We start from the raw sequence: 25,565 nt of genomic DNA, 5'->3' as shown, positions 1-25,565 counted from the left end.
TGACTTATCGAAGGATTGTTTGCAGATCATATGTGATGCACCGCAACGTAAGCAAAGGTGCTTCCCATGAAAATCCTTCACATCGACTCCGGCATTCTCGGCGAACACTCCGTCTCCCGCCGCCTGACATCGGCAATCGTCTCGCAGCTCAAGGCCGACCGGCCCGATGCGGAGATCACCTATCGGGATCTCGCATCCGAACGCGTTCCGCACCTGACCGGCGCACAGATCATGGCGCCTGCAGATCTCGAAGGTGTCGACGCCCTTTTGGCCGCTGATGTTCGCATCGGCCGCCAGATGCTCGAGGAATTCCTGGCTGCCGACACGGTCGTCGTCGGTGCGCCGATGTACAACTTCTCGATCCCGAGCCAGCTCAAGGCGTGGATCGACCGCTTGGCCGTTGCCGGCAAAACCTTCCGCTACACCGAAGCAGGACCGGAAGGCCTCGCCAAGGGCAAGAAGCTGATCGTCGCCTCCACCCGTGGCGGTCATTATTCGGTCGCCCCGGCTTCCGCCATGGACCACCAGGAAACCTATCTGCGGTCGGTCTTCGGTTTCTTCGGCATAACGGACATCGAGTTCATCCGCGCAGAGGGCCTGAATCTCGGCCCCGACCAGAAGCAGTTCGCCATCGCCGAAGCCGAAAAGACGATTGCCGAGGGCAACGTTCTGAAGCTCGCGAGCTAACCATTCGGCCGGCGCTGTGGCGCCGGTTCGTTGCGGAGGATGCCGGCCGAGCGATCAGCCGGCATTCTCCGTTTCTGATCGGGTCGAAACTGCGCTATTCTGTCGGGCATGAAATGCGTGCGCGCCCTGCGGTTTCTGGCGTTGTCGCTCGCGGCCGTCGCCCTGGTGGCCGGAAGTGTTTCCGCGTCTGCGCCGGGCGGGCGTTGCACCTGCCGACACCGCGACGGAGCGAAATACGAACTCGGGCAGACTGCCTGCATCCGCATCGGCGATATCTCCTATCTCGCGCGCTGCGAAATGAACCTCAACGTCACGACATGGAAAAGATTGCAGGACGGCTGCCCGACGGCGGGGCTCGCCGTGACGATCGTCCCGTCGGCTCCTATCCCTTAAGATGATGTCTCGCCGCGTACATCGCGATGGCGGCGGCATTCGACACGTTCAGCGACTTGATCGCGCCGGGCATGTCGAGCCGGGCGAGCGCCTTGACCGTCTGCCGCGTCTTCTGGCGCAGGCCCTTGCCCTCCGATCCGAGCACGAGCGCGATCTTGTCGCCGGCGAATGTGCCTTCGAGCGCCTGCGGCCCCTCGGAATCGAGGCCGATCGTCATGAAGCCGAGCTCGTGGAGCTCTTCGAGGGTGTCGGCGAGATTGGTGATCTGGATATAAGGAATGAGTTCCAGCGCACCCGAGGCCGATTTCGCCAAAACACCCGATTCGGTCGGACTGTGGCGCATCGTCGTAATGAGTGCGCCTGCGTCGAAGGCGACCGCCGAGCGCATGATCGCTCCGACATTGTGGGGGTCGGTCACCTGATCGAGAACGAGAATCAAGGGGCAGTCGCGAAGAGCCTCGAGCTTGCGGTGCGGCAGAGGCTGCGTCTCCAGCATCACTCCCTGGTGAATGGCATCGGGCCCGAGTATGCGGTCGAGTTCCTGCGGCGTTACAGTCTCGGTCGGGAAGGGGAGCGCCGTGAGATCTCCGAGATCCAGGCGTGCGGCGGCGTTCTGCGTGACCGAGAGGCGGATGATGCGGCGTTCCGGATTGTCGAGGGCTGCGCGGACCGTGTGCAGGCCGTAGAGGAGCACCTGGTCCGGGGCGAGTGCCGGCGGCTTCCAGTCGGCGGGCGGCTTTCCGCGCTTGTCCTGACGCGGGGTTGGAATCTCCCCGCGTTCGCGCCTTGCGTCCCGGTGCGCACGGCGGAGATTTGCATAATGGGTGTCTCTGGCGCTCTTGTCGCCGGTCTTGTCCTTGCTCATGCCGGTCTTATAGTGAGCTTCGTCCCGGGTTGAAACTGATTTCGGAAAATCGCCGCTGCGGCCGCCTGTGGAGAAATTCTGAAAATTTGCATTTCGCCGTGTTGACAGGACGAATGCAGGCGGTCATATACCCGGCGCAGATCGAGGGGCGGCGACAAACGGCGCCGGTTCTTACGCGATCTCAAATGCTTGGTCGATTGATCCCGACAGAAAAATGGAGGGATGCCCGAGTGGTTAAAGGGGACGGACTGTAAATCCGTTGGCTCAGCCTACGTTGGTTCAAATCCAACTCCCTCCACCATTCTGCTTCAGGATCGAAGGCCCGCGGGTATAGCTCAATGGTAGAGCAGCAGCCTTCCAAGCTGAATACGCGGGTTCGATTCCCGCTACCCGCTCCAGCTTCTTTTTCAAAGCATAACAAAAATTCCGCTGCACTTTAGGTTTGTGCCGCATGCGCCTGTTTACGTTCTGTTTTCCGGCCTGAGGCGTTGCGCTTTGGGTGCTTCTGCCGCCGCTTGCCGCTGCCTTTCTAAGGAGGCGAGACCTTGCCGTTCCGGCGCACGCAATTAAGTCTTGCGCAAATGCGACGAAACCCTTAAACGGCTCGACAAACCGGCCCCGCCGGCTGATCCATCCGATTTGACCACAGGAAGCGTACCCATGGCAAAGAGCAAATTTGAGCGCAATAAGCCGCACGTCAACATTGGCACGATTGGCCACGTTGACCATGGCAAGACGTCGCTGACGGCAGCGATCACGAAGTATTTCGGCGAGTTCAAGGCGTATGACCAGATTGACGCTGCGCCGGAAGAAAAGGCCCGCGGCATCACCATTTCGACGGCGCACGTCGAATACGAGACGCCGAACCGTCACTATGCGCACGTCGACTGCCCCGGCCACGCCGACTACGTCAAGAACATGATCACCGGTGCGGCGCAGATGGACGGCGCGATCCTGGTTGTTTCGGCCGCTGACGGCCCGATGCCGCAGACGCGCGAACACATCCTGCTGGCCCGCCAGGTCGGCGTTCCGGCGATCGTCGTGTTCCTGAACAAGGTCGACCAGGTCGACGACGCGGAACTGCTCGAGCTCGTCGAGCTGGAAGTGCGCGAACTGCTGTCGTCCTACGAATTCCCGGGCGACGACATTCCGATCGTCAAGGGTTCGGCTCTGGCCGCGCTTGAAGATTCGGACAAGAAGATCGGCGAAGACGCGATCCGCGAGCTGATGGCTGCGGTCGACGCCTACATCCCGACGCCTGAGCGTCCGATCGACCAGCCGTTCCTGATGCCGATCGAAGACGTGTTCTCGATCTCGGGCCGCGGTACGGTCGTGACCGGTCGCGTCGAGCGCGGCATCGTCAAGGTCGGTGAGGAAATCGAGATCGTCGGCATCCGTCCGACGACGAAGACGACCTGCACGGGCGTTGAAATGTTCCGCAAGCTGCTCGACCAGGGCCAGGCCGGCGACAACATCGGCGCGCTGCTTCGCGGTGTCGACCGCAACGGCGTCGAGCGCGGTCAGATTCTGTGCAAGCCGGGTTCGGTCAAGCCGCACCGCAAGTTCAAGGCTGAAGCCTACATCCTGACGAAGGAAGAGGGTGGCCGTCACACGCCGTTCTTCACCAACTACCGTCCGCAGTTCTACTTCCGCACGACGGACGTGACCGGCATCGTGACGCTTCCGGAAGGCACGGAAATGGTCATGCCGGGCGACAACGTCACGGTTGACGTCGAGCTGATCGTGCCGATCGCGATGGAAGAAAAGCTGCGCTTCGCTATCCGCGAAGGCGGCCGCACCGTCGGCGCAGGCATCGTCGCCTCCATCGTCGAGTAATTCCGGTTCGGATCGGACTTCGAACCCCGCGGGCAACCGCGGGGTTTTTCTTTTGGCGATTACCAGATCAACGCTTTTTGAAGCGGTGGGGCGATCTCTTTCGCGTGTGATGTCTGCAACAGTGTTTGCATAGTCCCACACGCGACGTCCGATTATCACGGGACCTTGCCGCCGGTCCGTGTTACCTTCCGGTCCTGACGACTTGCGAATGGCAACGGTTGCGGCCTACAGCGCCGCGCGTCTTTGCCAAACGCGCAAAGGTTTCACTGTAGCGCGTTGAAATTGGTGCATGTCTTGTCCTTCGATCGGTTCCGGTCAAAGGACATATGCAGCAGGATTGGAATCCAATGAGAAGACGTATTTCCACGCGGCTTGCCGCGGCTGGCATCGTTTTGATCTGCGTCGGGAAGTCCCCGCAATTCGCCTCGGCCGCCGATGACCGCCCGCTTATCTGGTCGCCTTCCAAGACCGGAGCCAACGCCTACAAATTCCGGTTCGGCGTTCGCCGGACGGGGCGGTGGAACACGTCCGCCGGCGCCGAAGTCTCGATGGACGCCACACGCTCGGGCAAGATCAATCCGCCCGGCGCGCCGGTCCGCCTCTGGGGAACGGTTTCGCGCGGGAGCGGGCGAGGGGCGGTCACGCGTTCCTCTCAGGTCAGCGTGGATTACAATGCCTTGCGAGGGACCGGCAACTTCGGCGCCGGTACTGCGCGCAGCTGGATCGTCACGCCCACGCTCGATGCGGAGGTCCACAGGAGCATCGCTCTCCAATGCAACGCCTATGAGAACCGGTGCAGCGAACTGAGGCTGACGCAATCCGCCAAGCTCGTGTCTCCCGCAAGCCGAACGTCGCTCACCGTGCAGAGCCAGGTTTCGCGTGACGGCGTCAGCGGTGTGAGCCGGATTGGAGTGGAACAGAATTTCGGAAATCTGCGCCTCGGCGCGGCGGTCGCCGATCCGTTGCTGGCGCCGCGGAGCGTGGTCGATGTCCGCTATAGTCTGAAGTGGTGAATCCGGCAGGAACACCCGGTGGCACGCACGATCGATCTTGCGCAAAGGCGCAAAGTACCTAACCTACGGAGCGGCGCATACAGTACAGTCGCTGCAGCACGTCTTCTTCTGCGTGGGGATATATCATGAAAAAGCGAATTCTGTTTACCGGCGGCTCGGGGAAGGCCGGGCGGCACGCCGTGCCCTATCTCGTCGAGGCCGGCTATGACGTGCACAATGTCGATCTCGTGCCGCTCGACAGCCCCGGCGTCACCAATCTGATCGCCGACATCACCGACAGCGGCCAGATGTTCAATGCGCTGTCGATGCACCGGGACTTCCCCGATCTCGACCGCGGCACGCAGCCCTTCGATGCCGTCGTGCATTTCGCGGCCATTCCGCGCATCCTCATCAAACCCGACAACGAAACCTTCCGGGTCAACGTGATGGGGACCTACAACGTCATCGAGGCGGCGGTGAAGCTCGGCATCCGAAAGATCATCGTCGCTTCCAGCGAGACGACCTATGGCGTCTGCTTTGCGGAGGGGCACCGTGACTTCCATCATTTTCCTCTCGAAGAGGATTACGATGTCGATCCGATGGATTCCTACGGGCTCTCCAAGGTGGTGAACGAGAAGACGGGGAGGGCCTTCGCGGAGCGCTCCGGCTTCGATATTTACGCCTTGCGCATCGGCAACGTGATCGAGCCGCATGAATATGCAGACTTCCCGCATTATTTCGCCCATCCGGAGATCCGCAAAAGGATCGCCTGGAGCTATATCGATGCCCGCGACCTCGGCCAGATCGTGAAGCTCTGCGTTGAGAAGGACGGCCTGGGCTTCGCGATATTCAACGCCGCGAACGACACGGTCTCGGCCAACACGCCTTCGCGCGAATTGGCCAGGCAGTTCTATCCGAATGTTCCCTTCACGCGCGAGATCGGCGAATTCGAAGGGCTGCTTTCCAATCGCAAGATCCGCGAGGTCCTTGGTTTCAAGGAAGAGCATGATTGGCGTAAATATGTGCGGCTGAACGACTAGGGTATGTTGAGATTCATCTTGAGTTTATGACGGCTGCTGCGAGATGGATAATGGCGTTGGCGCTCTAGTGGGTTTTGTCGCCTGCAATCTCTCCTCATCTCTGTGCTTGTCACAGAGATGAGAGCAGCGCCGCGTCTGCGGCGCGGGAAGCGTTCTTTCAGCCCAAGGACTTGGTCTGGCTGGATCCCTGTGACGAGCACAGGGATGAGGATTTTAGGTCGGGTCGACTCAAAATCATGAAGGTGATCGATTCTGTTACGTTGAGACGCGGGTGCAGCGGAAAACCGCACACACTCTGCGTCGCAGCCGCCGATCGAGCGTCCGCTGAAATTTTGTCGAATCTTTTTTGGCTTTTGCTGCGAATGCGCTTGAAAGCGTCCGGCAAACTGAATATTAAGCCGCTGACTTGGGACGCAGCCGGTTCGGGTTGCGTCGCGGCACCGTAGGGGTATAGCTCAGTTGGTAGAGCGGCGGTCTCCAAAACCGCAGGTCGGGGGTTCGAGCCCCTCTGCCCCTGCCATTCTCCCGATCCTGCCGTGTTGGGATGCGTGGGAAGGCGGCACGGCCGTCTTTGTATATTCACAAAAAAGGCTGATTGGCTCTTGTGGTTTTCGCAATCGGTCTTTATGTAGGGTCCAAACAGACACGCGGTGCGTGGGGCTGACACGTCGGCTTTACGCGCCGTAATGGCGTGAGCATTATATGGCATCCAAAACAAATCCATTTGCGTTTCTGCAGCAGGTGCGCGCTGAAACGTCGAAAGTGACTTGGCCTTCACGGCGCGAGACGACGATCTCGACGCTGATGGTTTTCGTCATGGTCTCTTTTGCCGCCGCCTTTTTCTTTGGTGCGGACCAGTTGCTGGGTTGGGTGATGAGCCTGATCCTCAACGTTGGCGCTTGATTGGGTGGAGAGTAGCATGGCTGCGCGCTGGTATATTGTTCACGCCTATTCGAATTTTGAAAAGAAGGTCGCCGAATCGATCGAGGAGAAGGCCAAGCAGAAGGGCCTCACCCATCTCTTCGAGAAGATCCTCGTGCCGACCGAGAAGGTGGTAGAGGTCCGTCGCGGACGCAAAGTCGATGCGGAGCGGAAGTTCTTTCCGGGTTATGTTCTCGTTCGCGCCGATCTGACCGACGAGGCCTATCACCTTATCAAGAACACGCCGAAAGTGACGGGTTTCCTTGGTACGGACAGCAAGCCGGTGCCGATTCCTGATCATGAGGCCGATCGCATTCTCGGTCAGGTGCAGGACGGCGTCGAGCGCCCGAAGCCTTCGGTCTCGTTCGAGATCGGCGAGCAGGTCCGCGTTTCCGACGGCCCCTTCGCATCGTTCAACGGCACCGTTCAGGATGTCGATGAAGAGCGGTCGCGCTTGAAGGTCGAGGTGTCGATCTTTGGCCGCGCGACGCCTGTCGAGCTGGAATACGGCCAGGTCGAAAAGGTCTGATAGAGCGTAAGCCAATAGGAATGGGCAGGTCGATTCATCGGCCTGTTCGGCGGAGCGATCCGCATCGCGTGGGAGGTTTCCGACCTTAAGCCGGGTCGGTTCATCCGCACCACGCAACCGCAGCCGCCGATCGATCGATCGGCAAATGGCCGGGCAACCGGCTGATGAGCTCCCTTTTCGGCCTCGCCGCAAAGGAGCAGTGAAAGGCAGAGAGAAATGGCTAAGAAAGTTGCAGGCCAGCTCAAGCTGCAGGTAAAGGCCGGCTCGGCGAATCCGTCGCCGCCGATCGGTCCTGCGCTTGGTCAGCGTGGCATTAACATCATGGAATTCTGCAAGGCGTTCAACGCCGCCACGCAGGAAATGGAAAAGGGTATGCCGATCCCGGTCGTCATCACCTATTACCAGGACAAGTCCTTCACATTCGTCATGAAGCAGCCGCCGGTCAGCTACTTCCTGAAGCGCGAAGCGAAGGTCCAGGCGGGCTCCAAGACCCCGGGCAAGGCCAAGGCCGGCTCGATCTCCAAGGCTCAGATCCGCACGATCGCAGAGGCCAAGATGAAGGACCTCAACGCGGCCGATATCGATGGCGCAATGGCGATGGTTGAGGGCTCGGCCCGCTCCATGGGCCTGGAAGTGACGGGCTAAGACCATGGCGAAGATTGCAAAGCGTGTACAGAAGTCCCGCGAGGGCGTCGATCCGACGAAGCTCTATGGCCTCACCGAAGCCGTAACGCTGGTCAAGGAGCGTGCGACGGCCAAGTTCGACGAAACGATCGAAGTCGCGATGAACCTCGGCGTCGATCCGCGCCATGCCGACCAGATGGTCCGCGGCGTGGTCAATCTGCCGAACGGCACCGGCCGGTCGGTTCGCGTCGCCGTTTTCGCCCGTGGCGCGAAGGCTGACGAAGCCAAGGCTGCCGGCGCCGACGTCGTCGGTGCGGAAGAGCTCGTCGAAATCGTCCAGGGCGGCAAGATCGACTTCGATCGCTGCATTGCGACCCCCGACATGATGCCGCTCGTCGGCCGTCTCGGTAAGGTTCTCGGCCCCCGTGGCATGATGCCGAACCCGAAGGTCGGCACCGTCACCATGGACGTCACCGGAGCCGTGAAGGCTTCGAAGGGCGGCGCGGTCGAGTTCCGCGTGGAGAAGGCAGGTATCGTTCACGCCGGCATCGGCAAGGCTTCCTTCGATGCCAAGGCGCTCGAAGAGAACATCCGGGCCTTCGCAGATGCCGTGATCAAGGCAAAGCCGACCGGCGCCAAGGGCAACTACGTCAAGCGCGTAGCTGTTTCTTCGACGATGGGCCCCGGCCTCAAGGTCGACCCGGCAACGATCAGCGCTGCCTGATAGATAGTTTGACGGGCTTCGGCCCGTAACAAGATTTCCGGCCTTTCGGGGCCGGAAATTCCGGGCCTACCGCCCGGAACTCCTGTCCGAGATTGCGGGTGGTTTTACCTTAATCACCTGGCCCGCATGAGACGGGTAAGATCTGAATTTCACGAAGACGCGGACGCGTCGGAATTCGGTTCGAACCTCGCTTGCCTTGTGTCAGACCCGGCTCCCCGGGAACGCCAAGGGACAGGATCCTCAAGCGTTGCTTGGGATCGAGAATGATCCCGGGTGACAAAGGCAAACCCGGCAGGGCTGCGATGAGCAACCCTGCCAACTGGAGACAGACAGTGGAAAGAGCGGAAAAACGCGAATTCGTCACGGAGCTGAACGAAGTCTTCAAGGCTTCCGGTTCGGTTGTCGTGGCCCACTATGCTGGTGTCACAGTTGCGCAGATGAACGACTTCCGTTCGAAGATGCGCGCTGCTGGCGGCACCGTCAGAGTCGCGAAAAACCGCCTGGCCAAGATCGCTCTTCAGGGCACGGAGTCTGAAGGGATGACCGATCTCTTCAAGGGGCAGACGCTGATCGCTTTCAGCGAAGACCCCGTAACGGCTCCGAAGGTCGTCATGGATTTCGCAAAGACCAACGACAAGCTCGTTGTTCTGGGCGGCGCCATGGGGGCAACCACGCTCAACGCCGAAGGTGTCAAGTCGCTTGCGACCCTGCCTTCGCTCGACGAGCTGCGCGCGAAGCTGCTGGGCCTCATCAACGCCCCGGCAACCCGCGTCGCGACGGTTGTCGCAGCACCGGCAAGCCAGCTTGCCCGCGTGTTCTCGGCCTATGCCAAGAAGGACGAAGCCGCCTGAGGCGGAATTTCGCTGTTGCATTTAAAACCAGTTCGAACCGAACAAAAGGAAAAGTAAAATGGCTGATCTCGCAAAGATCGTTGAAGACCTCTCCTCGCTGACCGTCCTGGAAGCTGCTGAGCTTTCTAAGCTTCTCGAAGAAAAGTGGGGCGTTTCCGCCGCTGCTCCGGTAGCCGTTGCTGCTGCCGGTGGTGCTGCTGGCGCTGCTGCTCCGGTCGAAGAAGAAAAGACCGAGTTCGACGTCATCCTGACGGATGCCGGCGCGAACAAGATCAACGTCATCAAGGAAGTCCGCGCCATCACCGGTCTCGGCCTCAAGGAAGCCAAGGACCTCGTCGAAGGCGCTCCGAAGGCTGTCAAGGAAGCCGTTTCCAAGGCTGAAGCTGCTGACCTCAAGAAGAAGCTCGAAGACGCTGGCGCGAAAGTCGACGTCAAGTAATTCGACGAAATGCGAAAGGGAGGTGGCCCTCGTGGCCGCCTCTCTTTGACCGTTTTTAGAACATATTACCCAAAAGCCTGTCGAAAACGGCTTTTGGGTAATGGGTTCTTCAAGAGGATGGTCCCGATCGAAGGACAGCACAGCATTCCGCGCTGGCGTCTTTCGAATGCTGGACGAGATTGAACTACCCATTGATTGACGGGGTCGACTGGCCATCGGTTCCCGTCCGTTGCAGGCCCGGATGCAAGATTGACAAGGAGCGACGATGGCTCAGACCCTTTCGTTTAACGGTCGTAGGCGCGTACGCAAGTTTTTTGGTAAAATTCCCGAAGTCGCGGAGATGCCGAACCTCATCGAGGTTCAGAAGGCGTCTTACGACCAGTTCCTCATGGTGGACGAGCCCCAAGGCGGACGGCCGGATGAGGGGCTTCAAGCCGTTTTCAAATCGGTATTTCCGATCAAGGATTTCTCCGGCGCTTCGATGCTCGAGTTCGTTTCCTACGAGTTCGAGGCACCGAAGTTCGACGTCGAGGAGTGCCGTCAGCGCGACCTGACCTATGCGGCGCCGCTCAAGGTGACGCTGCGGCTGATCGTGTTCGATATCGACGAGGACACCGGCGCCAAGTCCATCAAGGATATCAAGGAACAGAACGTCTACATGGGCGACATGCCGCTCATGACGGACAACGGTACCTTCATCGTCAACGGCACGGAGCGCGTCATCGTCTCGCAGATGCACCGGTCGCCGGGTGTCTTCTTCGACCATGACAAGGGCAAGAGCCACTCGTCCGGCAAGCTGCTCTTCGCCGCGCGCGTGATCCCCTATCGCGGTTCGTGGCTCGACATCGAGTTCGACGCGAAGGACATCGTCCATGCGCGTATCGACCGCCGCCGCAAGATTCCGGTGACGTCGCTTCTGATGGCGCTCGGAATGGACGGCGAAGAAATCCTCGACACCTTCTACACGAAGTCGCTCTACCAGCGCGATGGCGAGGGCTGGCGCGTGCCGTTCCAGCCGGATGCGCTGAAGGGCCAGAAGACACTGGCAGACATGATCGACGCCGACACCGGCGAGGTCGTTGTCGAGAGCGGCAAGAAGCTGACGCCGCGCCTGCTGCGGCAGTTGCAGGAAAAGGGCCTGAAGGCGCTCAAGGCGACCGACGACGATCTCTACGGCAACTATCTCGCCGAGGACGTCGTCAACTTCGAGACCGGCGAGATCTATCTCGAGGCCGGTGACGAGATCGACGAGAAGACGCTTCCGGTCATTCTTTCCGCCGGCTTCGATGAGATCCCGGTGCTCGACATCGACCACATCAATATCGGCGCCTATATCCGCAACACGCTTTCGGCCGACAAGAACGAGAACCGTCAGGACGCGCTGTTCGATATCTACCGCGTCATGCGTCCGGGTGAGCCGCCGACCATGGATTCGGCCGAAGCCATGTTCAATGCGCTCTTCTTCGATGCCGAGCGCTACGATCTCTCGGCCGTCGGCCGCGTGAAGATGAACATGCGCCTCGATCTGGACGTTCCGGACACGGTTCGCACGCTGCGCAAGGAAGACATCCTGGCCGTGGTCAAGATGCTCGTGGAGCTGCGTGACGGCAAGGGCGAGATCGACGACATCGACAACCTCGGCAACCGCCGCGTCCGCTCGGTCGGCGAGTTGATGGAGAACCAGTATCGTCTGGGTCTCCTGCGTATGGAACGTGCGATCAAGGAGCGCATGTCCTCGATCGAGATCGACACCGTGATGCCGCAGGACCTGATCAACGCGAAGCCGGCTGCCGCAGCCGTTCGCGAATTCTTCGGTTCCTCGCAGCTCTCGCAGTTCATGGACCAGGTGAACCCGCTTTCGGAAATCACCCATAAGCGCCGCCTTTCGGCACTGGGTCCGGGCGGTCTGACCCGCGAACGTGCCGGCTTCGAAGTGCGCGACGTGCATCCGACGCATTACGGCCGTATCTGCCCGATCGAAACGCCGGAAGGCCCGAACATCGGTCTGATCAACTCGCTTGCGACCTTCGCCCGCGTCAACAAGTACGGCTTCATCGAGAGCCCGTACCGCAAGATCGTCGACGGCAAGGTGACGAACGACGTCGTCTATCTGTCGGCGATGGAAGAAGCGAAGTATCACGTTGCACAGGCAAACTCGGTGCTGGATGACGACGGCTCCTTCTCTGAAGAATTCGTCGTTTGCCGCCACGCCGGCGAAGTCATGCTGGCGCCGCGCGACAACATCAACCTGATGGACGTTTCGCCGAAGCAGCTCGTCTCGGTCGCGGCCGCGCTCATTCCGTTCCTCGAGAACGATGACGCCAACCGCGCGCTGATGGGCTCGAACATGCAGCGTCAGGCCGTGCCGCTGCTGCGTGCGGAAGCTCCCTTCGTCGGCACCGGCATGGAGCCGGTCGTCGCGCGTGACTCCGGTGCTGCGATCGCTGCCCGCCGCGGCGGTATCGTCGACCAGGTGGACGCGACCCGTATCGTTATCCGCGCCACCGAAGACCTGGATCCGTCCAAGTCGGGCGTCGATATCTACCGCCTGCAGAAGTTCCAGCGCTCCAACCAGAACACCTGCGTCAACCAGCGCCCGCTGGTCACCGTCGGTGACGTGATCAACAAGGGCGATATCATCGCGGACGGTCCGTCGACCGACCTCGGCGATCTGGCGCTCGGCCGCAACGCCCTCGTCGCGTTCATGCCCTGGAACGGCTACAACTACGAAGACTCGATCCTGCTCTCCGAGCGGATCGTGCGTGACGACGTCTTCACCTCGATCCACATCGAGGAATTCGAAGTGATGGCGCGCGACACCAAGCTTGGTCCGGAAGAAATCACCCGCGACATTCCGAACGTTTCGGAAGAAGCGCTGAAAAACCTGGACGAAGCCGGTATCGTGTACATCGGCGCCGAAGTTCAGCCGGGCGACATCCTCGTCGGCAAGATCACGCCGAAGGGCGAGAGCCCGATGACGCCGGAAGAAAAGCTTCTGCGCGCCATCTTCGGCGAGAAGGCGTCGGACGTTCGCGACACGTCGATGCGCATGCCCCCGGGCACCTTCGGCACGGTCGTCGAAGTGCGCGTCTTCAACCGCCATGGCGTCGAGAAGGACGAGCGCGCGATGGCGATCGAGCGCGAGGAAATCGAGCGTCTCGCGAAGGACCGCGACGACGAGCAGGCGATCCTCGACCGCAACGTCTATGCGCGTCTGGTCGACATGCTTCGCGGCCACGTCGCCGTTGCCGGTCCGAAGGGCTTCAAGAAGGGCACCGAGCTCTCCAACGTCGTCATCAGTGAATATCCCCGCTCGCAGTGGTGGATGTTCGCTATCGAGGACGAAAAGGCTCAGGGCGAGATCGAAGCGCTTCGCGCGCAGTACGACGAATCCAAGTCGCGCCTCGAACAGCGCTTCATGGACAAGGTCGAAAAGGTTCAGCGCGGCGATGAGATGCCTCCGGGCGTCATGAAGATGGTCAAGGTCTTCGTCGCCGTGAAGCGCAAGATCCAGCCGGGCGACAAGATGGCCGGCCGTCACGGCAACAAGGGTGTCGTGTCGCGGATCGTGCCGATCGAAGACATGCCGTTCCTGGAAGACGGTACGCATGTCGACGTGGTTCTGAACCCGCTCGGCGTGCCGTCGCGCATGAACGTCGGTCAGATCCTCGAGACCCATCTCGGTTGGGCTTGCGCCGGCATGGGCAAGAAGATCGGAGCGATGCTCGATGCATACAAGGCGGGCGCTGATATCCAGCCGCTGCGCGATACCATCGACAGCGTCATCGGATCTGGCCCGAAGGGCGAGCCGATCAAGCAGTACGACGATGAATCGATCGTCCGGCTTGCCGAGCAGACCCGCCGCGGCGTTTCGATCGCGACACCGGTCTTCGACGGTGCCGTCGAAGCGGACGTCAACGAGATGCTGGAGCAGGCTGGCCTGAAGGTAACAGGTCAGTCGACGCTCTATGACGGCCGTACCGGCGAGACTTTCGACCGTCAGGTGACCGTGGGCTACATCTACATGCTGAAGCTCAACCACCTGGTCGACGACAAGATCCACGCCCGTTCGATCGGTCCTTACTCGCTCGTTACCCAGCAGCCGCTGGGCGGCAAGGCGCAGTTCGGCGGTCAGCGCTTCGGCGAAATGGAGGTCTGGGCTCTGGAAGCCTATGGTGCCGCCTACACGCTGCAGGAAATGCTGACGGTCAAGTCGGACGACGTGGCCGGCCGCACCAAGGTCTACGAGGCGATTGTCCGCGGCGACGATACCTTCGAAGCGGGCATTCCGGAGAGCTTCAACGTTCTCGTCAAGGAAATGCGCTCGTTGGGCCTTTCGGTCGAGCTGGAGAACTCCAAGGTTGACGACGTCGGTAGCACGGCGCAGCTGCCGGACGCGGCCGAATAAGAGTCATCAGGTGCGTGCCGCTAAGCGGCGCGCACCGTTTCCGCCGTCGGGCACCTGATTGTCCGCGGCAGGAACAGGGCCGCACCCGATGCGGTTTTAGCTGTTTATGGGGCAGGGGCCGGCGCCCGGGATTTGCCGGCACCCTCGCCAAGCTCAGGGCTTAAATGCCCGCAAAGGAGACAGGCATGAACCAAGAGGTCATGAATCTTTTCAATCCGCAGGTGCCTGCACAGACCTTCGATTCCATCCGGATTTCGATAGCGTCCCCGGAGAAGATTCTTTCCTGGTCTTACGGTGAGATCAAGAAGCCGGAGACGATTAACTACCGTACCTTCAAGCCGGAACGCGACGGTCTTTTCTGCGCCCGCATCTTTGGTCCGATCAAGGACTACGAGTGCCTGTGCGGCAAGTACAAGCGCATGAAGTACAAGGGCATCATCTGCGAAAAGTGCGGCGTCGAAGTCACGCTGTCGCGCGTTCGCCGCGAGCGCATGGGCCATATCGAGCTCGCCGCGCCCGTTGCTCACATCTGGTTCCTGAAGTCGCTGCCGAGCCGCATCGCAACGCTGCTCGACATGACGCTCAAGGATATCGAGCGCGTCCTCTACTTCGAGAACTACATCGTCACCGAGCCGGGTCTGACGTCGCTCAAGGAAAACCAGCTCCTGAGCGAAGAAGAATACATGATCGCGGTCGACGAGTTCGGTGAGGACCAGTTCACCGCGATGATCGGCGCCGAAGCGATCTACGAGATGCTCGCATCGATGAATCTCGAGAAGATCGCGGGCGATCTGCGTTCGGAGATGGCCGAGACGACGTCCGATCTGAAGCAGAAGAAGCTGATGAAGCGGCTGAAGATCGTCGAGAACTTCATGGAATCCGGCAATCGTCCGGAATGGATGATCATGAAGGTCGTTCCGGTGATCCCGCCGGACCTGCGTCCGCTCGTGCCGCTTGACGGCGGCCGTTTCGCAACGTCGGACCTCAACGATCTCTACCGCCGCGTCATCAACCGCAACAACCGCCTGAAGCGGCTGATCGAACTGCGTGCGCCGGGCATCATCATCCGCAACGAAAAGCGGATGCTGCAGGAATCCGTGGACGCGCTGTTCGACAACGGCCGCCGCGGCCGCGTCATCACGGGTGCGAACAAGCGTCCGCTGAAGTCGCTCTCCGACATGCTCAAGGGCAAGCAGGGCCGCTTCCGTCAGAACCTGCTCGGCAAGCGCGTCGACTATTCCGGCCGTTCGGTCATCGTGACCGGTCCGGAACTCAAGCTGCACCAGTGCGGCCTGCCGAAGAAGATGGCGCTCGAGCTCTTCAAGCCGTTCATCTACGCCCGCCTCGACGCCAAGGGTTACTCCTCGACCGTCAAGCAGGCGAAGAAGCTGGTCGAGAAGGAAAAGCCGGAAGTCTGGGATATCCTCGACGAGGTCATCCGCGAGCACCCGGTTCTTCTGAACCGCGCGCCGACCCTGCACCGCCTGGGCATCCAGGCCTTCGAGCCGATCCTGGTCGAAGGCAAGGCGATCCAGCTGCACCCGCTCGTCTGCACGGCCTTCAACGCCGACTTCGACGGCGACCAGATGGCCGTTCACGTGCCGCTGTCGCTCGAAGCACAGCTCGAAGCACGCGTGCTGATGATGTCGACGAACAACATCCTGCATCCGGCAAACGGTGCCCCGATCATCGTGCCGTCGCAGGACATGGTTCTCGGCCTGTACTATCTCTCGATCATGAACCAGAACGAGCCGGGCGAAGGCATGGCCTTCTCCGACATGGGCGAATTGCACCATGCGCTGGAGACCAAGGCCGTCACCCTGCACGCCAAGATCCGTGGCCGTTACAAGACCGTCGATGCCGAGGGCAACCCGGTTTCGAAGATCTATGAAACGACGCCTGGCCGCATGATCATCGGCGAACTCCTGCCGAAGAACCCGAACGTCCCCTTCGAAACCTGCAACCAGGAAATGACCAAGAAGAACATCTCCAAGATGATCGACACGGTCTATCGCCATTGCGGTCAGAAGGACACGGTCATCTTCTGCGACCGGATCATGCAGCTCGGCTTCTCGCATGCCTGCCGCGCCGGCATTTCGTTCGGCAAGGACGACATGGTGATTCCGGACACGAAGGTGAAGATCGTCGGCGACACCGAAGCGCTCGTGAAGGAATACGAGCAGCAGTACAATGACGGCCTCATCACCCAGGGCGAAAAGTACAACAAGGTCGTCGACGCCTGGGGCAAGGCGACCGAGAAGGTCGCCGAAGAGATGATGGCGCGCATCAAGGCCGTCGAGTTCGACGACAGCGGCCGCCAGAAGCCGATGAACTCGATCTACATGATGTCGCACTCGGGCGCCCGCGGTTCTCCGAACCAGATGCGTCAGCTTGGCGGCATGCGCGGCCTCATGGCAAAGCCTTCGGGCGAGATCATCGAAACGCCGATCATCTCGAACTTCAAGGAAGGCCTGACCGTGAACGAGTACTTCAACTCGACGCACGGTGCCCGTAAGGGTCTCGCCGACACCGCCTTGAAGACTGCGAACTCCGGTTACCTGACCCGTCGTCTCGTCGATGTGGCGCAGGACTGCATCGTCACGCATACGGATTGCGGCACCGACAAGGGCCTCACCATGACTGCGATCGTCGATGCCGGTCAGGTCGTGGCCTCGATCGGCCAGCGTATCCTCGGCCGTACGGCGCTCGACAACATCGACAACCCGGTCACCGGTGAGCGCATCGTCGATGCCGGCAAGATGATTCTCGAGCCGGACGTCGTCGCGATCGAGAAGGCCGGTATCCAGTCCGTCCGGATTCGCTCGGCTCTGACCTGCGAGATCCAGACCGGCGTCTGCGGCGTTTGCTACGGCCGTGACCTCGCTCGCGGTACGCCTGTCAACATGGGCGAAGCCGTCGGCGTCATCGCGGCTCAGTCGATCGGCGAGCCGGGCACGCAGCTGACCATGCGTACGTTCCACCTTGGTGGTACGGCAACGGTGGTCGACCAGTCGTTCCTGGAAGCCTCTTATGAGGGCACGGTTCAGATCAAGAACCGCAACATGCTGCGCAACTCCGATGGCGTACTCGTCGCCATGGGCCGCAACATGGCGATCCAGATCCTCGACGAACGCGGTGTCGAGCGCTCCTCGCAGCGCGTTGCCTACGGTTCGAAGATCTTCGTCGACGATGGCGACAAGGTGAAGCGCGGCCAGCGTTTCGCCGAGTGGGACCCCTACACCCGTCCGATGATGACGGAAGTGGAAGGTACCGTTCACTTCGAAGACGTGGTCGACGGCATCTCGGTTCTGGAATCGACCGACGAGTCGACCGGCATCACCAAGCGCCAGGTCATCGACTGGCGTTCGACGCCACGCGGTACCGACCTGAAGCCGGCGATCGTCATCAAGGACAAGAACGGCAACATCGCCAAGCTTGCCCGCGGCGGCGAAGCCCGCTTCATGCTCTCGGTCGACGCGATCCTTTCCGTCGAGCCGGGACAGAAGGTCAGCCAGGGCGACGTTCTTGCCCGTTCGCCGCTCGAAAGCGCCAAGACCAAGGACATCACCGGTGGTCTGCCGCGCGTTGCCGAACTGTTCGAGGCGCGTCGTCCGAAGGATCACGCCATCATCGCTGAGATCGATGGCACGATCCGTTTCGGCCGCGATTACAAGAACAAGCGTCGCGTGATGATCGAGCCGGCGGAAGACGGTGTCGAGCCGGTCGAATACCTGATCCCGAAGGGCAAGCCCTTCCATCTTCAGGATGGCGACTACATCGAGAAGGGCGACTACATCCTCGACGGCAATCCGGCGCCGCATGACATCCTGGCGATCAAGGGCGTGGAAGCACTTGCTTCCTATCTCGTGAACGAGATCCAGGAAGTCTACCGACTGCAGGGCGTTGTCATCAACGACAAGCACATCGAGGTGATCGTCCGGCAGATGCTCCAGAAGGTCGAAATCACCGACGCCGGTGACTCGACCTATATCGTCGGCGACAACGTCGATCGCATCGAGCTCGAGGACGTCAACGACTCTCTGCTTGCCGAAGGCAAGAAGCCCGCCTTTGGCGAGCCGGTGCTGCTCGGCATCACCAAGGCATCGCTGCAGACCCCGTCCTTCATCTCGGCCGCTTCGTTCCAGGAGACCACCAAGGTCCTCACCGAAGCTGCGGTCGCAGGCAAGACGGACAATCTGCAGGGCCTGAAGGAGAACGTCATTGTCGGTCGTCTCATCCCGGCCGGTACGGGCGGCACGATGACACAGATCCGCCGCATCGCTACGGCCCGCGACGAGTTGATCCTTGAAGAGCGACGCAAGGGCACCGGTGCGGAAAGCGCCACGCCGATGCTCGCCGACATGGCGAACGATCCCGCCGCGGCGGAATAAGCGGAAAGGGGAGGGTATCTGCCCTCCCTGGTGAAACAGTAAAGCCGCCTGGAGCGATCCGGGCGGCTTTTTCAGGTCGATGTGTTTGGCGTCGATGCGCTACAGCGCCGCGCGTCTTATCAGACGCGCAAAGGTCGCTGTAACACTTTTATCTGCTGCATGTTTTTGTCCTTAGATCGGATACGATTAAAGGAAACATGCAGTAGAGCGGGATGAGGAAAAGTGTGTGCGGTTTTCCGCCCGCATCCCGGGTCTCAACTTCTTGGAATCGATCACGTTCATGTTTTTAGGTCGACCCGACCTAAAAACATCGTGATCCAAGGCGGCACCAGATGCCGCCGGATCGCTCAACCGAAGCGAATGATGGCGACTTCGCCCTCGAGTGCGCCCTGATAGGCGGAAGCGTGCGGCTCCTCGTCCGGTATGCCGTCCAAGGTGCCGATCTGGTCGAGATCGGCTTCAAGGAAGCCCTCCTCGGCCAGTGCATTCAGCGCTTCGCGCACGGCCGTATCGTCATCCGGCGCCCGCAGCATCACATGGATGTCGACGCCCTCGGCATCGCCGTCGGTCTCGTAGGCTTTGCCGATAACGATGAAGATCAGCGGTTCGTCGGGTGCGTTGTCGTTATCCGGTGTGACAGACATGGAAACATCCTCTTTGAAGAATAGTAACGGGCGATCGCGTTCATTTTAGGTCGAAAGAGGCCGAAACCGTCGCGATCGATTCTCAAGCGTTGAGACGCGGGATGCGGGGAAACCGGATACACTTTGCCTTCATCCTGCTCTACTGCATATTGCGCCAGATCGAAACCCGTTCCAGAATCAGCCAGATCGCTTGAACATTTTCGGTCATCGGCACGGCGCGACTCGCGGTCGTGGAAAACGACAGAAAGAGGTTGCTGATTCCTTAAGTGCGAAGGAATATGCGGCGGCACGAACCGGCGTCGGGCCAGCCCGCGGGCATAGCGAGCGCGCAAAGCCTTGTTTCTCGGGCATATCAGGGCTGCAACGCCCAGATTATTTCCTAATTGCCCTTGACGGATCGCCCCGAAATCAGTACACCCCGCCGCATCAGAGCCCATGTGAGGCTGGCTGGTTCGGAACGACGCGTTCTGGAGTTCGCCTCAAACAAGGTTCAAAACGTACGCTGACGACATAATGCTGCACGCAAGACGCGCGAGATAGTGCGTCCTCTGCTTTTTGTGGGGCCATCTGCGGAAAAGCGGATCGGCCCTCGTTTTGCGCATTTCATAGGCGTTCGTTGTTGCCGGCGACGGCAAGCGATCCGCCCGAAAGGGTAACGAGACAAGTTTTTGTAAGGGATGGTTAGATGCCTACCGTAAACCAGCTGATCCGCAAGCCACGTCAGGCACAGGTAAAGCGCAACAAGGTTCCTGCACTGCAGGAGAACCCGCAGAAGCGCGGCGTTTGCACCCGCGTCTACACGACGACCCCGAAGAAGCCGAACTCGGCTCTGCGTAAGGTTGCCAAGATCCGCCTGACGAACGGCTTCGAAGTGATCGGCTACATTCCGGGTGAAGGCCACAACCTTCAGGAGCACTCCGTGGTCATGATCCGCGGCGGCCGCGTGAAGGACCTTCCGGGTGTTCGTTACCACATCATCCGCGGCGTTCTCGATACGCAGGGTGTGAAGAACCGTAAGCAGCGCCGCTCCAAGTACGGCGCGAAGCGTCCGAAATAACATCGCAACCGGCGCCATTTCGCTGGTCATAAGATTTAAAGTTGAGAGACGAGAAGTATGTCCCGACGTCACAGAGCAGAAAAGCGTGAGATCAACCCGGATCCGAAGTTCGGTGATCTGGTCGTCACGAAGTTCATGAACGCAATCATGCTGCACGGCAAGAAGTCCGTTGCGGAAAGCATCGTCTACGGTGCGTTCGATGCGGTCCAGTCGAAGCTGAAGCAGGAGCCGGTCGCCGTGTTCCATTCCGCGCTCGACAACATCGCTCCGCATGTCGAAGTGCGTTCGCGCCGCGTCGGTGGTGCTACCTACCAGGTTCCGGTCGACGTTCGTCCGGAGCGCCGTCAGGCTCTCGCTATCCGCTGGCTGATCGCAGCTGCCCGTAAGCGCAATGAAACGACCATGGTCGATCGCCTGTGCGGCGAACTCATGGACGCAGCGAACAATCGCGGCAGCGCAGTGAAGAAGCGCGAAGACACCCACAAGATGGCTGATGCCAACCGTGCGTTCTCGCACTACCGCTGGTAATCAGAACAGGTTCCGAAAGGCAGTCTCTCATGGCTCGCGAATATAAAATCGAAGACTACCGAAACTTCGGTATCATGGCGCACATCGACGCCGGCAAGACGACGACGACCGAGCGTATCCTCTACTACACCGGCAAGTCCCACAAGATCGGCGAAGTCCATGACGGCGCCGCGACCATGGACTGGATGGAACAGGAGCAGGAGCGCGGCATCACGATCACGTCTGCTGCGACGACGACCTTCTGGAAGGGCCGCGACGGCAAGACGCGCCGCTTCAACATCATCGACACTCCCGGCCACGTCGACTTCACCATCGAAGTCGAGCGTTCGCTGCGCGTTCTCGACGGTGCGATCGCGCTTCTCGACGCCAATGCCGGTGTCGAGCCGCAGACGGAAACCGTCTGGCGCCAGGCCGAGAAGTATCATGTTCCGCGCATGATCTTCTGCAACAAGATGGACAAGACCGGTGCGGACTTCTACCGCTCGGTCGAGATGATCAAGACGCGCCTCGGCGCGACGGCCGTCGTCATGCAGCTGCCGATCGGCGCTGAAAGCGACTTCAAGGGTGTTATCGACCTGATCGAGATGAATGCTCTCGTATGGCGCGACGAATCGCTCGGCGCCCAGTGGGATGTCGTCGAAATCCCGGCCGACATGAAGGAAAAGGCGGAAGAATACCGCGAGAAGCTGATCGAGACGGTTGTCGAGATCGACGAAGCGGCAATGGAAGCCTACCTGGAAGGTACCTACCCGGATAACGACAAGATCCGTGAACTGGTCCGCCGCGGTACGATCGACGTCAAGTTCCACCCCATGTTCTGCGGCACCGCCTTCAAGAACAAGGGCGTTCAGCCTCTGCTCGACGCCGTCGTCGATTACCTGCCGTCGCCGATCGACATTCCGGCGATCAAGGGCATCGACGTCAAGACCGAAGGCGAGATCACCCGTAAGGCCGACGACAACGAGCCGCTTTCGATGCTCGCGTTCAAGATCATGAACGACCCCTTCGTCGGTTCGCTGACCTTCGCACGCATCTATTCCGGCAAGCTCGAAAAGGGCACGTCGGTGATGAACACGGTCAAGGAAAAGCGCGAGCGCGTCGGCCGCATGCTGCAGATGCACTCCAACTCGCGTGAAGACATCGAAGAAGCCTTCGCTGGCGACATCGTTGCTCTGGCCGGCCTCAAGGAAACCACCACTGGCGATACGCTTTGCGATCCGCTGAAGCCGGTTATCCTCGAGCGCATGGAATTCCCGGAGCCGGTCATCCAGATCGCGATCGAGCCGAAGACCAAGGGCGACCAGGAAAAGATGGGCCTCGCGCTCAACCGCCTGGCTGCCGAGGATCCGTCCTTCCGCGTCAAGACCGACGAGGAGTCCGGCCAGACGATCATCGCCGGCATGGGCGAACTTCACCTGGACATCATCGTCGACCGCATGCGTCGCGAGTTCAAGGTCGAAGCTTCGGTCGGTGCTCCGCAGGTTGCCTACCGCGAGACCATTACGCGCAAGCACGAGGAAGATTACACGCACAAGAAGCAGTCCGGTGGTACCGGCCAGTTCGCGCGCGTCAAGATCGTCTTCGAACCGAACCCGGAAGGCGAAGACTTCGCATTCGAATCGAAGATTGTCGGTGGTGCTGTTCCGAAGGAATATATCCCCGGCGTTCAGAAGGGTATCGAAAGCGTCCTGTCCTCGGGTCCGCTCGCGGGCTTCCCGATGCTCGGCGTCAAGGCGACGCTGATCGACGGTGCATTCCACGACGTCGACTCGTCGGTCCTGGCCTTCGAAATCGCTTCCCGTGCATGCTTCCGTGAAGCCGCGAAGAAGGCTGGAGCTCAGCTCCTCGAGCCGATCATGAAGGTCGAGGTCGTGACGCCGGAAGATTACGTCGGTGACGTTATCGGTGACCTGAACTCTCGCCGTGGCCAGATCCAGGGTCAGGAAGCGCGCGGCGTCGCCGTTGTGATCAATGCCCACGTGCCGCTCGCGAACATGTTCAAGTACGTGGACAACCTGCGCTCGATGTCGCAGGGCCGCGCTCAGTACACGATGCTGTTCGATCACTACGCGCCGGTTCCGTCGAACGTCGCGCAGGAAATCCAGGCGAAGTATTCCGGTCAGAAGTGACCGGAATAGCCTCGCGCTGAAACAGAATGAAAAGATTTCCCCTCTAGGGGACAGGAAACGGAGAGCCGGAAATGGCAAAGAGCAAATTTGAGCGCAATAAGCCGCACGTCAACATTGGCACGATTGGCCACGTTGACCATGGCAAGACGTCGCTGACGGCAGCGATCACGAAGTATTTCGGCGAGTTCAAGGCGTATGACCAGATCGACGCTGCGCCGGAAGAAAAGGCCCGCGGCATCACCATTTCGACGGCGCACGTCGAATACGAGACGCCGAACCGTCACTATGCGCATGTCGACTGCCCCGGCCACGCCGACTACGTCAAGAACATGATCACCGGTGCGGCGCAGATGGACGGCGCGATCCTGGTTGTTTCGGCCGCTGACGGCCCGATGCCGCAGACGCGCGAACACATCCTGCTGGCCCGCCAGGTCGGCGTTCCGGCGATCGTCGTGTTCCTGAACAAGGTCGACCAGGTCGACGACGCGGAACTGCTCGAGCTCGTCGAGCTGGAAGTGCGCGAACTGCTGTCGTCCTACGAATTCCCGGGCGACGACATTCCGATCGTCAAGGGTTCGGCTCTGGCCGCGCTTGAAGATTCGGACAAGAAGATCGGCGAAGACGCGATCCGCGAGCTGATGGCTGCGGTCGACGCCTACATCCCGACGCCTGAGCGTCCGATCGACCAGCCGTTCCTGATGCCGATCGAAGACGTGTTCTCGATCTCGGGCCGCGGTACGGTCGTGACCGGTCGCGTCGAGCGCGGCATCGTCAAGGTCGGTGAGGAAATCGAGATCGTCGGCATCCGTCCGACGACGAAGACGACCTGCACGGGCGTTGAAATGTTCCGCAAGCTGCTCGACCAGGGCCAGGCCGGCGACAACATCGGCGCGCTGCTTCGCGGTGTCGACCGCAACGGCGTCGAGCGCGGTCAGATTCTGTGCAAGCCGGGTTCGGTCAAGCCGCACCGCAAGTTCAAGGCTGAAGCCTACATCCTGACGAAGGAAGAGGGTGGCCGTCACACGCCGTTCTTCACCAACTACCGTCCGCAGTTCTACTTCCGCACGACGGACGTGACCGGCATCGTGACGCTTCCGGAAGGCACGGAAATGGTCATGCCGGGCGACAACGTCACGGTTGACGTCGAGCTGATCGTGCCGATCGCGATGGAAGAAAAGCTGCGCTTCGCTATCCGCGAAGGCGGCCGCACCGTCGGCGCAGGCATCGTCGCCTCCATCGTCGAGTAACAAGAAAACGGCTTGAGCCGTTTCGGCAGGGACATGGTCCGCCATGTCCCTGCGATTTTTGAAAAGAAGCGGCTAAGCGAAACGAATACTTCAAGTGTGTGCTTCGTGAGCACACCGGAAAACACGAGCAAGGACAAGTCGAATGAACGGCCAGAATATCCGCATCCGCCTCAAGGCGTTTGATCACCGGATCCTCGATGCCTCCACGCGCGAAATCGTGTCGACGGCCAAGCGCACCGGTGCGAGTGTGCGCGGGCCCGTGCCGCTTCCGACCCGGATTGAGAAATTCACGGTCAACCGGTCGCCCCACGTCGACAAGAAGAGCCGCGAACAGTTCGAGATGCGCACGCACAAGCGCCTTCTCGATATCGTTGATCCGACCCCGCAGACGGTGGACGCGCTGATGAAGCTCGATCTGGCCGCCGGCGTAGACGTCGAGATCAAGCTGTAAGACCCGGCGCAAGCCGAAATAACAAGGAAGGTACGTGGAGTTTCTCCAACGGCTTCCAGGAACAGGAAACCGGAAGGTGTGTGAAGCACCGGACGGGAACCCTAAACAAGAGGCGTGAACCGATGCGTTCAGGTGTGATTGCACAGAAGGTGGGAATGACCCGCGTCTACAACGACGCCGGCGAGCATATCCCGGTAACAGTATTGCGGCTGGAGAACTGCCAGGTAGTTTCCCACCGCACCGAAGAGAAGAACGGTTATACCGCAGTTCAGCTGGGTGCCGGCCGTTCGAAGGTCAAGAATACGCCGAAGGCCATGCGCGGCCATTTTGCCGCTGCCAGCGTTGAGCCGAAGGCAAAGCTGGTCGAGTTCCGCGTGAGCGCCGACAACCTGATCGACATTGGCGCCGAGCTTACGGCGGGCCATTTCGTCGCCGGGCAGCTCGTGGACGTTACCGGCACCACCATCGGTAAGGGTTTTGCCGGCGCGATCAAGCGCCACAACTTCGGCGGCCTGCGTGCAACGCACGGCGTGTCCGTATCGCACCGTTCGCATGGTTCGACAGGTTCCAACCAGGACCCGGGCCGCGTCTGGAAGGGCAAGCGCATGGCTGGTCACATGGGCCAGACGCGCGTCACCACGCAGAACCTCGAAGTCGTATCGACCGATGAAGACCGCGGTCTGATCCTGGTCAAGGGTGCAGTTCCCGGCTCCAAGGGTTCCTGGATCGTCGTCCGTGACGCCATCAAGTCGGGTACTCCGGAAGGCGCACCGCGCCCTGCCGCAGTGCGCGCCGCAGAATCGAAGTAA

The 25,565-nt window shown here is 60.5% G+C and carries 21 protein-coding genes and 3 tRNA genes; 22 read left to right on the top strand and 2 right to left on the bottom strand.

The genetic code is table 11. The features are described 5' to 3' along the window. Positions 1-66 precede the first annotated feature (66 nt). The gene (locus tag JOH52_RS18175) at positions 67-687 is read left to right on the top strand and encodes an FMN-dependent NADH-azoreductase (RefSeq protein ID WP_010969187.1); all 621 of its coding nucleotides are present in this window, start codon (positions 67-69) and stop codon (positions 685-687) included. Positions 688-795: 108 nt separating this feature from the next. Beyond that, the gene (locus JOH52_RS18170) at positions 796-1,080 is read left to right on the top strand and encodes a hypothetical protein (RefSeq protein WP_003533097.1); all 285 of its coding nucleotides are present in this window, start codon (positions 796-798) and stop codon (positions 1,078-1,080) included. Here the strand turns inward: JOH52_RS18170 and rlmB are convergent. Continuing rightward, a complete protein-coding gene (rlmB, locus tag JOH52_RS18165) occupies positions 1,070-1,945 on the bottom strand; it encodes a 23S rRNA (guanosine(2251)-2'-O)-methyltransferase RlmB (RefSeq protein WP_014529707.1) in 876 nt (291 codons plus the stop codon). The two genes, JOH52_RS18170 and rlmB, sit on opposite strands and share 11 nt — an antisense overlap. A gap of 216 nt (positions 1,946-2,161) precedes the next feature. Here rlmB and JOH52_RS18160 point away from each other — a divergent pair. The 14 genes from JOH52_RS18160 (at position 2,162) to rpoC (ending at position 18,700) form a co-directional block, all read left to right on the top strand. Next, positions 2,162-2,246 (top strand) — tRNA-Tyr (locus JOH52_RS18160). A gap of 23 nt (positions 2,247-2,269) precedes the next feature. Beyond that, a tRNA-Gly gene (locus JOH52_RS18155) sits at positions 2,270-2,343 on the top strand. A gap of 262 nt (positions 2,344-2,605) precedes the next feature. Further along, the gene (gene tuf / locus JOH52_RS18150) at positions 2,606-3,781 is read left to right on the top strand and encodes an elongation factor Tu (RefSeq protein WP_010969189.1); all 1,176 of its coding nucleotides are present in this window, start codon (positions 2,606-2,608) and stop codon (positions 3,779-3,781) included. 347 nt (positions 3,782-4,128) lie between these two features. Then, positions 4,129-4,794 (top strand): hypothetical protein, encoded by a 666-nt coding sequence (locus tag JOH52_RS18145; RefSeq protein WP_017265768.1) that lies wholly within the window; start codon positions 4,129-4,131, stop codon positions 4,792-4,794. A 125-nt stretch (positions 4,795-4,919) separates the two neighbouring features. Then, entirely contained in the window at positions 4,920-5,813 is an 894-nt protein-coding gene (locus JOH52_RS18140) for an NAD-dependent epimerase/dehydratase family protein (protein WP_014529706.1), read from the top strand. Between the two features lie 444 nt (positions 5,814-6,257). After that, positions 6,258-6,333, top strand: a tRNA-Trp gene (locus JOH52_RS18135). 182 nt (positions 6,334-6,515) lie between these two features. Further along, entirely contained in the window at positions 6,516-6,716 is a 201-nt protein-coding gene (gene secE / locus JOH52_RS18130) for a preprotein translocase subunit SecE (protein ID WP_003536180.1), read from the top strand. A gap of 16 nt (positions 6,717-6,732) precedes the next feature. After that, on the top strand, positions 6,733-7,263 hold the full coding sequence (nusG, locus tag JOH52_RS18125) for a transcription termination/antitermination protein NusG (protein ID WP_003536182.1): 531 nt from the start codon (positions 6,733-6,735) through the stop codon (positions 7,261-7,263). A gap of 216 nt (positions 7,264-7,479) precedes the next feature. Next, on the top strand, positions 7,480-7,908 hold the full coding sequence (gene rplK, locus JOH52_RS18120; protein ID WP_003536188.1) for a 50S ribosomal protein L11: 429 nt from the start codon (positions 7,480-7,482) through the stop codon (positions 7,906-7,908). A 4-nt stretch (positions 7,909-7,912) separates the two neighbouring features. Then, positions 7,913-8,611 (top strand): 50S ribosomal protein L1, encoded by a 699-nt coding sequence (gene rplA / locus JOH52_RS18115; RefSeq protein WP_003536190.1) that lies wholly within the window; start codon positions 7,913-7,915, stop codon positions 8,609-8,611. A gap of 332 nt (positions 8,612-8,943) precedes the next feature. After that, positions 8,944-9,462: a 50S ribosomal protein L10 gene (gene rplJ / locus JOH52_RS18110; RefSeq protein WP_003536192.1), complete on the top strand. Its 519-nt coding sequence runs from the start codon at positions 8,944-8,946 to the stop codon at positions 9,460-9,462. A 58-nt stretch (positions 9,463-9,520) separates the two neighbouring features. Continuing rightward, positions 9,521-9,901 (top strand): 50S ribosomal protein L7/L12, encoded by a 381-nt coding sequence (rplL, locus tag JOH52_RS18105; protein ID WP_003536194.1) that lies wholly within the window; start codon positions 9,521-9,523, stop codon positions 9,899-9,901. Positions 9,902-10,166: 265 nt separating this feature from the next. Continuing rightward, a complete protein-coding gene (gene rpoB / locus JOH52_RS18100; RefSeq protein ID WP_003536195.1) occupies positions 10,167-14,309 on the top strand; it encodes a DNA-directed RNA polymerase subunit beta in 4,143 nt (1,380 codons plus the stop codon). A 185-nt stretch (positions 14,310-14,494) separates the two neighbouring features. Next, positions 14,495-18,700: a DNA-directed RNA polymerase subunit beta' gene (gene rpoC, locus JOH52_RS18095; protein ID WP_003536196.1), complete on the top strand. Its 4,206-nt coding sequence runs from the start codon at positions 14,495-14,497 to the stop codon at positions 18,698-18,700. A 347-nt stretch (positions 18,701-19,047) separates the two neighbouring features. Here the strand turns inward: rpoC and JOH52_RS18090 are convergent, their stop codons facing one another. After that, complete coding sequence (locus tag JOH52_RS18090; RefSeq protein WP_010969192.1) at positions 19,048-19,344, bottom strand: hypothetical protein; 297 nt, start codon at positions 19,342-19,344, stop codon at positions 19,048-19,050. 685 nt (positions 19,345-20,029) lie between these two features. On the opposite strand from JOH52_RS18090, the gene rpsL reads away from it, so the two are divergent. The 6 genes from rpsL to rplC all read left to right on the top strand — a co-directional run bounded on the left by rpsL (position 20,030) and on the right by rplC (position 25,565). Then, positions 20,030-20,401, top strand: coding sequence for a 30S ribosomal protein S12 (gene rpsL / locus JOH52_RS18085; protein ID WP_003507760.1), 372 nt, complete (start codon positions 20,030-20,032; stop codon positions 20,399-20,401). Between the two features lie 57 nt (positions 20,402-20,458). After that, positions 20,459-20,929 (top strand): 30S ribosomal protein S7, encoded by a 471-nt coding sequence (gene rpsG, locus JOH52_RS18080; protein ID WP_003536198.1) that lies wholly within the window; start codon positions 20,459-20,461, stop codon positions 20,927-20,929. A gap of 29 nt (positions 20,930-20,958) precedes the next feature. Next, complete coding sequence (gene fusA, locus JOH52_RS18075) at positions 20,959-23,058, top strand: elongation factor G (RefSeq protein ID WP_003536200.1); 2,100 nt, start codon at positions 20,959-20,961, stop codon at positions 23,056-23,058. A gap of 71 nt (positions 23,059-23,129) precedes the next feature. Beyond that, a complete protein-coding gene (tuf, locus tag JOH52_RS18070) occupies positions 23,130-24,305 on the top strand; it encodes an elongation factor Tu (RefSeq protein WP_010969189.1) in 1,176 nt (391 codons plus the stop codon). A gap of 142 nt (positions 24,306-24,447) precedes the next feature. Next, positions 24,448-24,756 (top strand): 30S ribosomal protein S10, encoded by a 309-nt coding sequence (rpsJ, locus tag JOH52_RS18065; protein WP_003507767.1) that lies wholly within the window; start codon positions 24,448-24,450, stop codon positions 24,754-24,756. A gap of 122 nt (positions 24,757-24,878) precedes the next feature. Beyond that, a complete protein-coding gene (gene rplC / locus JOH52_RS18060; protein ID WP_010969195.1) occupies positions 24,879-25,565 on the top strand; it encodes a 50S ribosomal protein L3 in 687 nt (228 codons plus the stop codon).

Origin of the sequence: Sinorhizobium meliloti (assembly GCF_017876815.1) — a bacterium.
GTDB lineage: Bacteria > Pseudomonadota > Alphaproteobacteria > Rhizobiales > Rhizobiaceae > Sinorhizobium > Sinorhizobium meliloti.
The sequence above is the reverse complement of the archived record's forward strand: the minus strand, read 5'-3'. Positions and strand labels throughout refer to the sequence as shown.

What these genes read in the sequence shown, in the direction of transcription:
- JOH52_RS18175 (WP_010969187.1), top strand. Translation starts at nt 67, where the DNA reads ATGAAAATCCTTCACATCGACTCCGGCATTCTCGGCGAACACTCCGTC.
- JOH52_RS18170 (WP_003533097.1), top strand. Translation starts at nt 796, where the DNA reads ATGAAATGCGTGCGCGCCCTGCGGTTTCTGGCGTTGTCGCTCGCGGCC.
- rlmB (WP_014529707.1), bottom strand. Translation starts at nt 1,945, where the DNA reads ATGAGCAAGGACAAGACCGGCGACAAGAGCGCCAGAGACACCCATTAT.
- tuf (WP_010969189.1), top strand. Translation starts at nt 2,606, where the DNA reads ATGGCAAAGAGCAAATTTGAGCGCAATAAGCCGCACGTCAACATTGGC.
- JOH52_RS18145 (WP_017265768.1), top strand. Translation starts at nt 4,129, where the DNA reads ATGAGAAGACGTATTTCCACGCGGCTTGCCGCGGCTGGCATCGTTTTG.
- JOH52_RS18140 (WP_014529706.1), top strand. Translation starts at nt 4,920, where the DNA reads ATGAAAAAGCGAATTCTGTTTACCGGCGGCTCGGGGAAGGCCGGGCGG.
- secE (WP_003536180.1), top strand. Translation starts at nt 6,516, where the DNA reads ATGGCATCCAAAACAAATCCATTTGCGTTTCTGCAGCAGGTGCGCGCT.
- nusG (WP_003536182.1), top strand. Translation starts at nt 6,733, where the DNA reads ATGGCTGCGCGCTGGTATATTGTTCACGCCTATTCGAATTTTGAAAAG.
- rplK (WP_003536188.1), top strand. Translation starts at nt 7,480, where the DNA reads ATGGCTAAGAAAGTTGCAGGCCAGCTCAAGCTGCAGGTAAAGGCCGGC.
- rplA (WP_003536190.1), top strand. Translation starts at nt 7,913, where the DNA reads ATGGCGAAGATTGCAAAGCGTGTACAGAAGTCCCGCGAGGGCGTCGAT.
- rplL (WP_003536194.1), top strand. Translation starts at nt 9,521, where the DNA reads ATGGCTGATCTCGCAAAGATCGTTGAAGACCTCTCCTCGCTGACCGTC.
- rpoB (WP_003536195.1), top strand. Translation starts at nt 10,167, where the DNA reads ATGGCTCAGACCCTTTCGTTTAACGGTCGTAGGCGCGTACGCAAGTTT.
- rpoC (WP_003536196.1), top strand. Translation starts at nt 14,495, where the DNA reads ATGAACCAAGAGGTCATGAATCTTTTCAATCCGCAGGTGCCTGCACAG.
- JOH52_RS18090 (WP_010969192.1), bottom strand. Translation starts at nt 19,344, where the DNA reads ATGTCTGTCACACCGGATAACGACAACGCACCCGACGAACCGCTGATC.
- rpsL (WP_003507760.1), top strand. Translation starts at nt 20,030, where the DNA reads ATGCCTACCGTAAACCAGCTGATCCGCAAGCCACGTCAGGCACAGGTA.
- rpsG (WP_003536198.1), top strand. Translation starts at nt 20,459, where the DNA reads ATGTCCCGACGTCACAGAGCAGAAAAGCGTGAGATCAACCCGGATCCG.
- fusA (WP_003536200.1), top strand. Translation starts at nt 20,959, where the DNA reads ATGGCTCGCGAATATAAAATCGAAGACTACCGAAACTTCGGTATCATG.
- tuf (WP_010969189.1), top strand. Translation starts at nt 23,130, where the DNA reads ATGGCAAAGAGCAAATTTGAGCGCAATAAGCCGCACGTCAACATTGGC.
- rpsJ (WP_003507767.1), top strand. Translation starts at nt 24,448, where the DNA reads ATGAACGGCCAGAATATCCGCATCCGCCTCAAGGCGTTTGATCACCGG.
- rplC (WP_010969195.1), top strand. Translation starts at nt 24,879, where the DNA reads ATGCGTTCAGGTGTGATTGCACAGAAGGTGGGAATGACCCGCGTCTAC.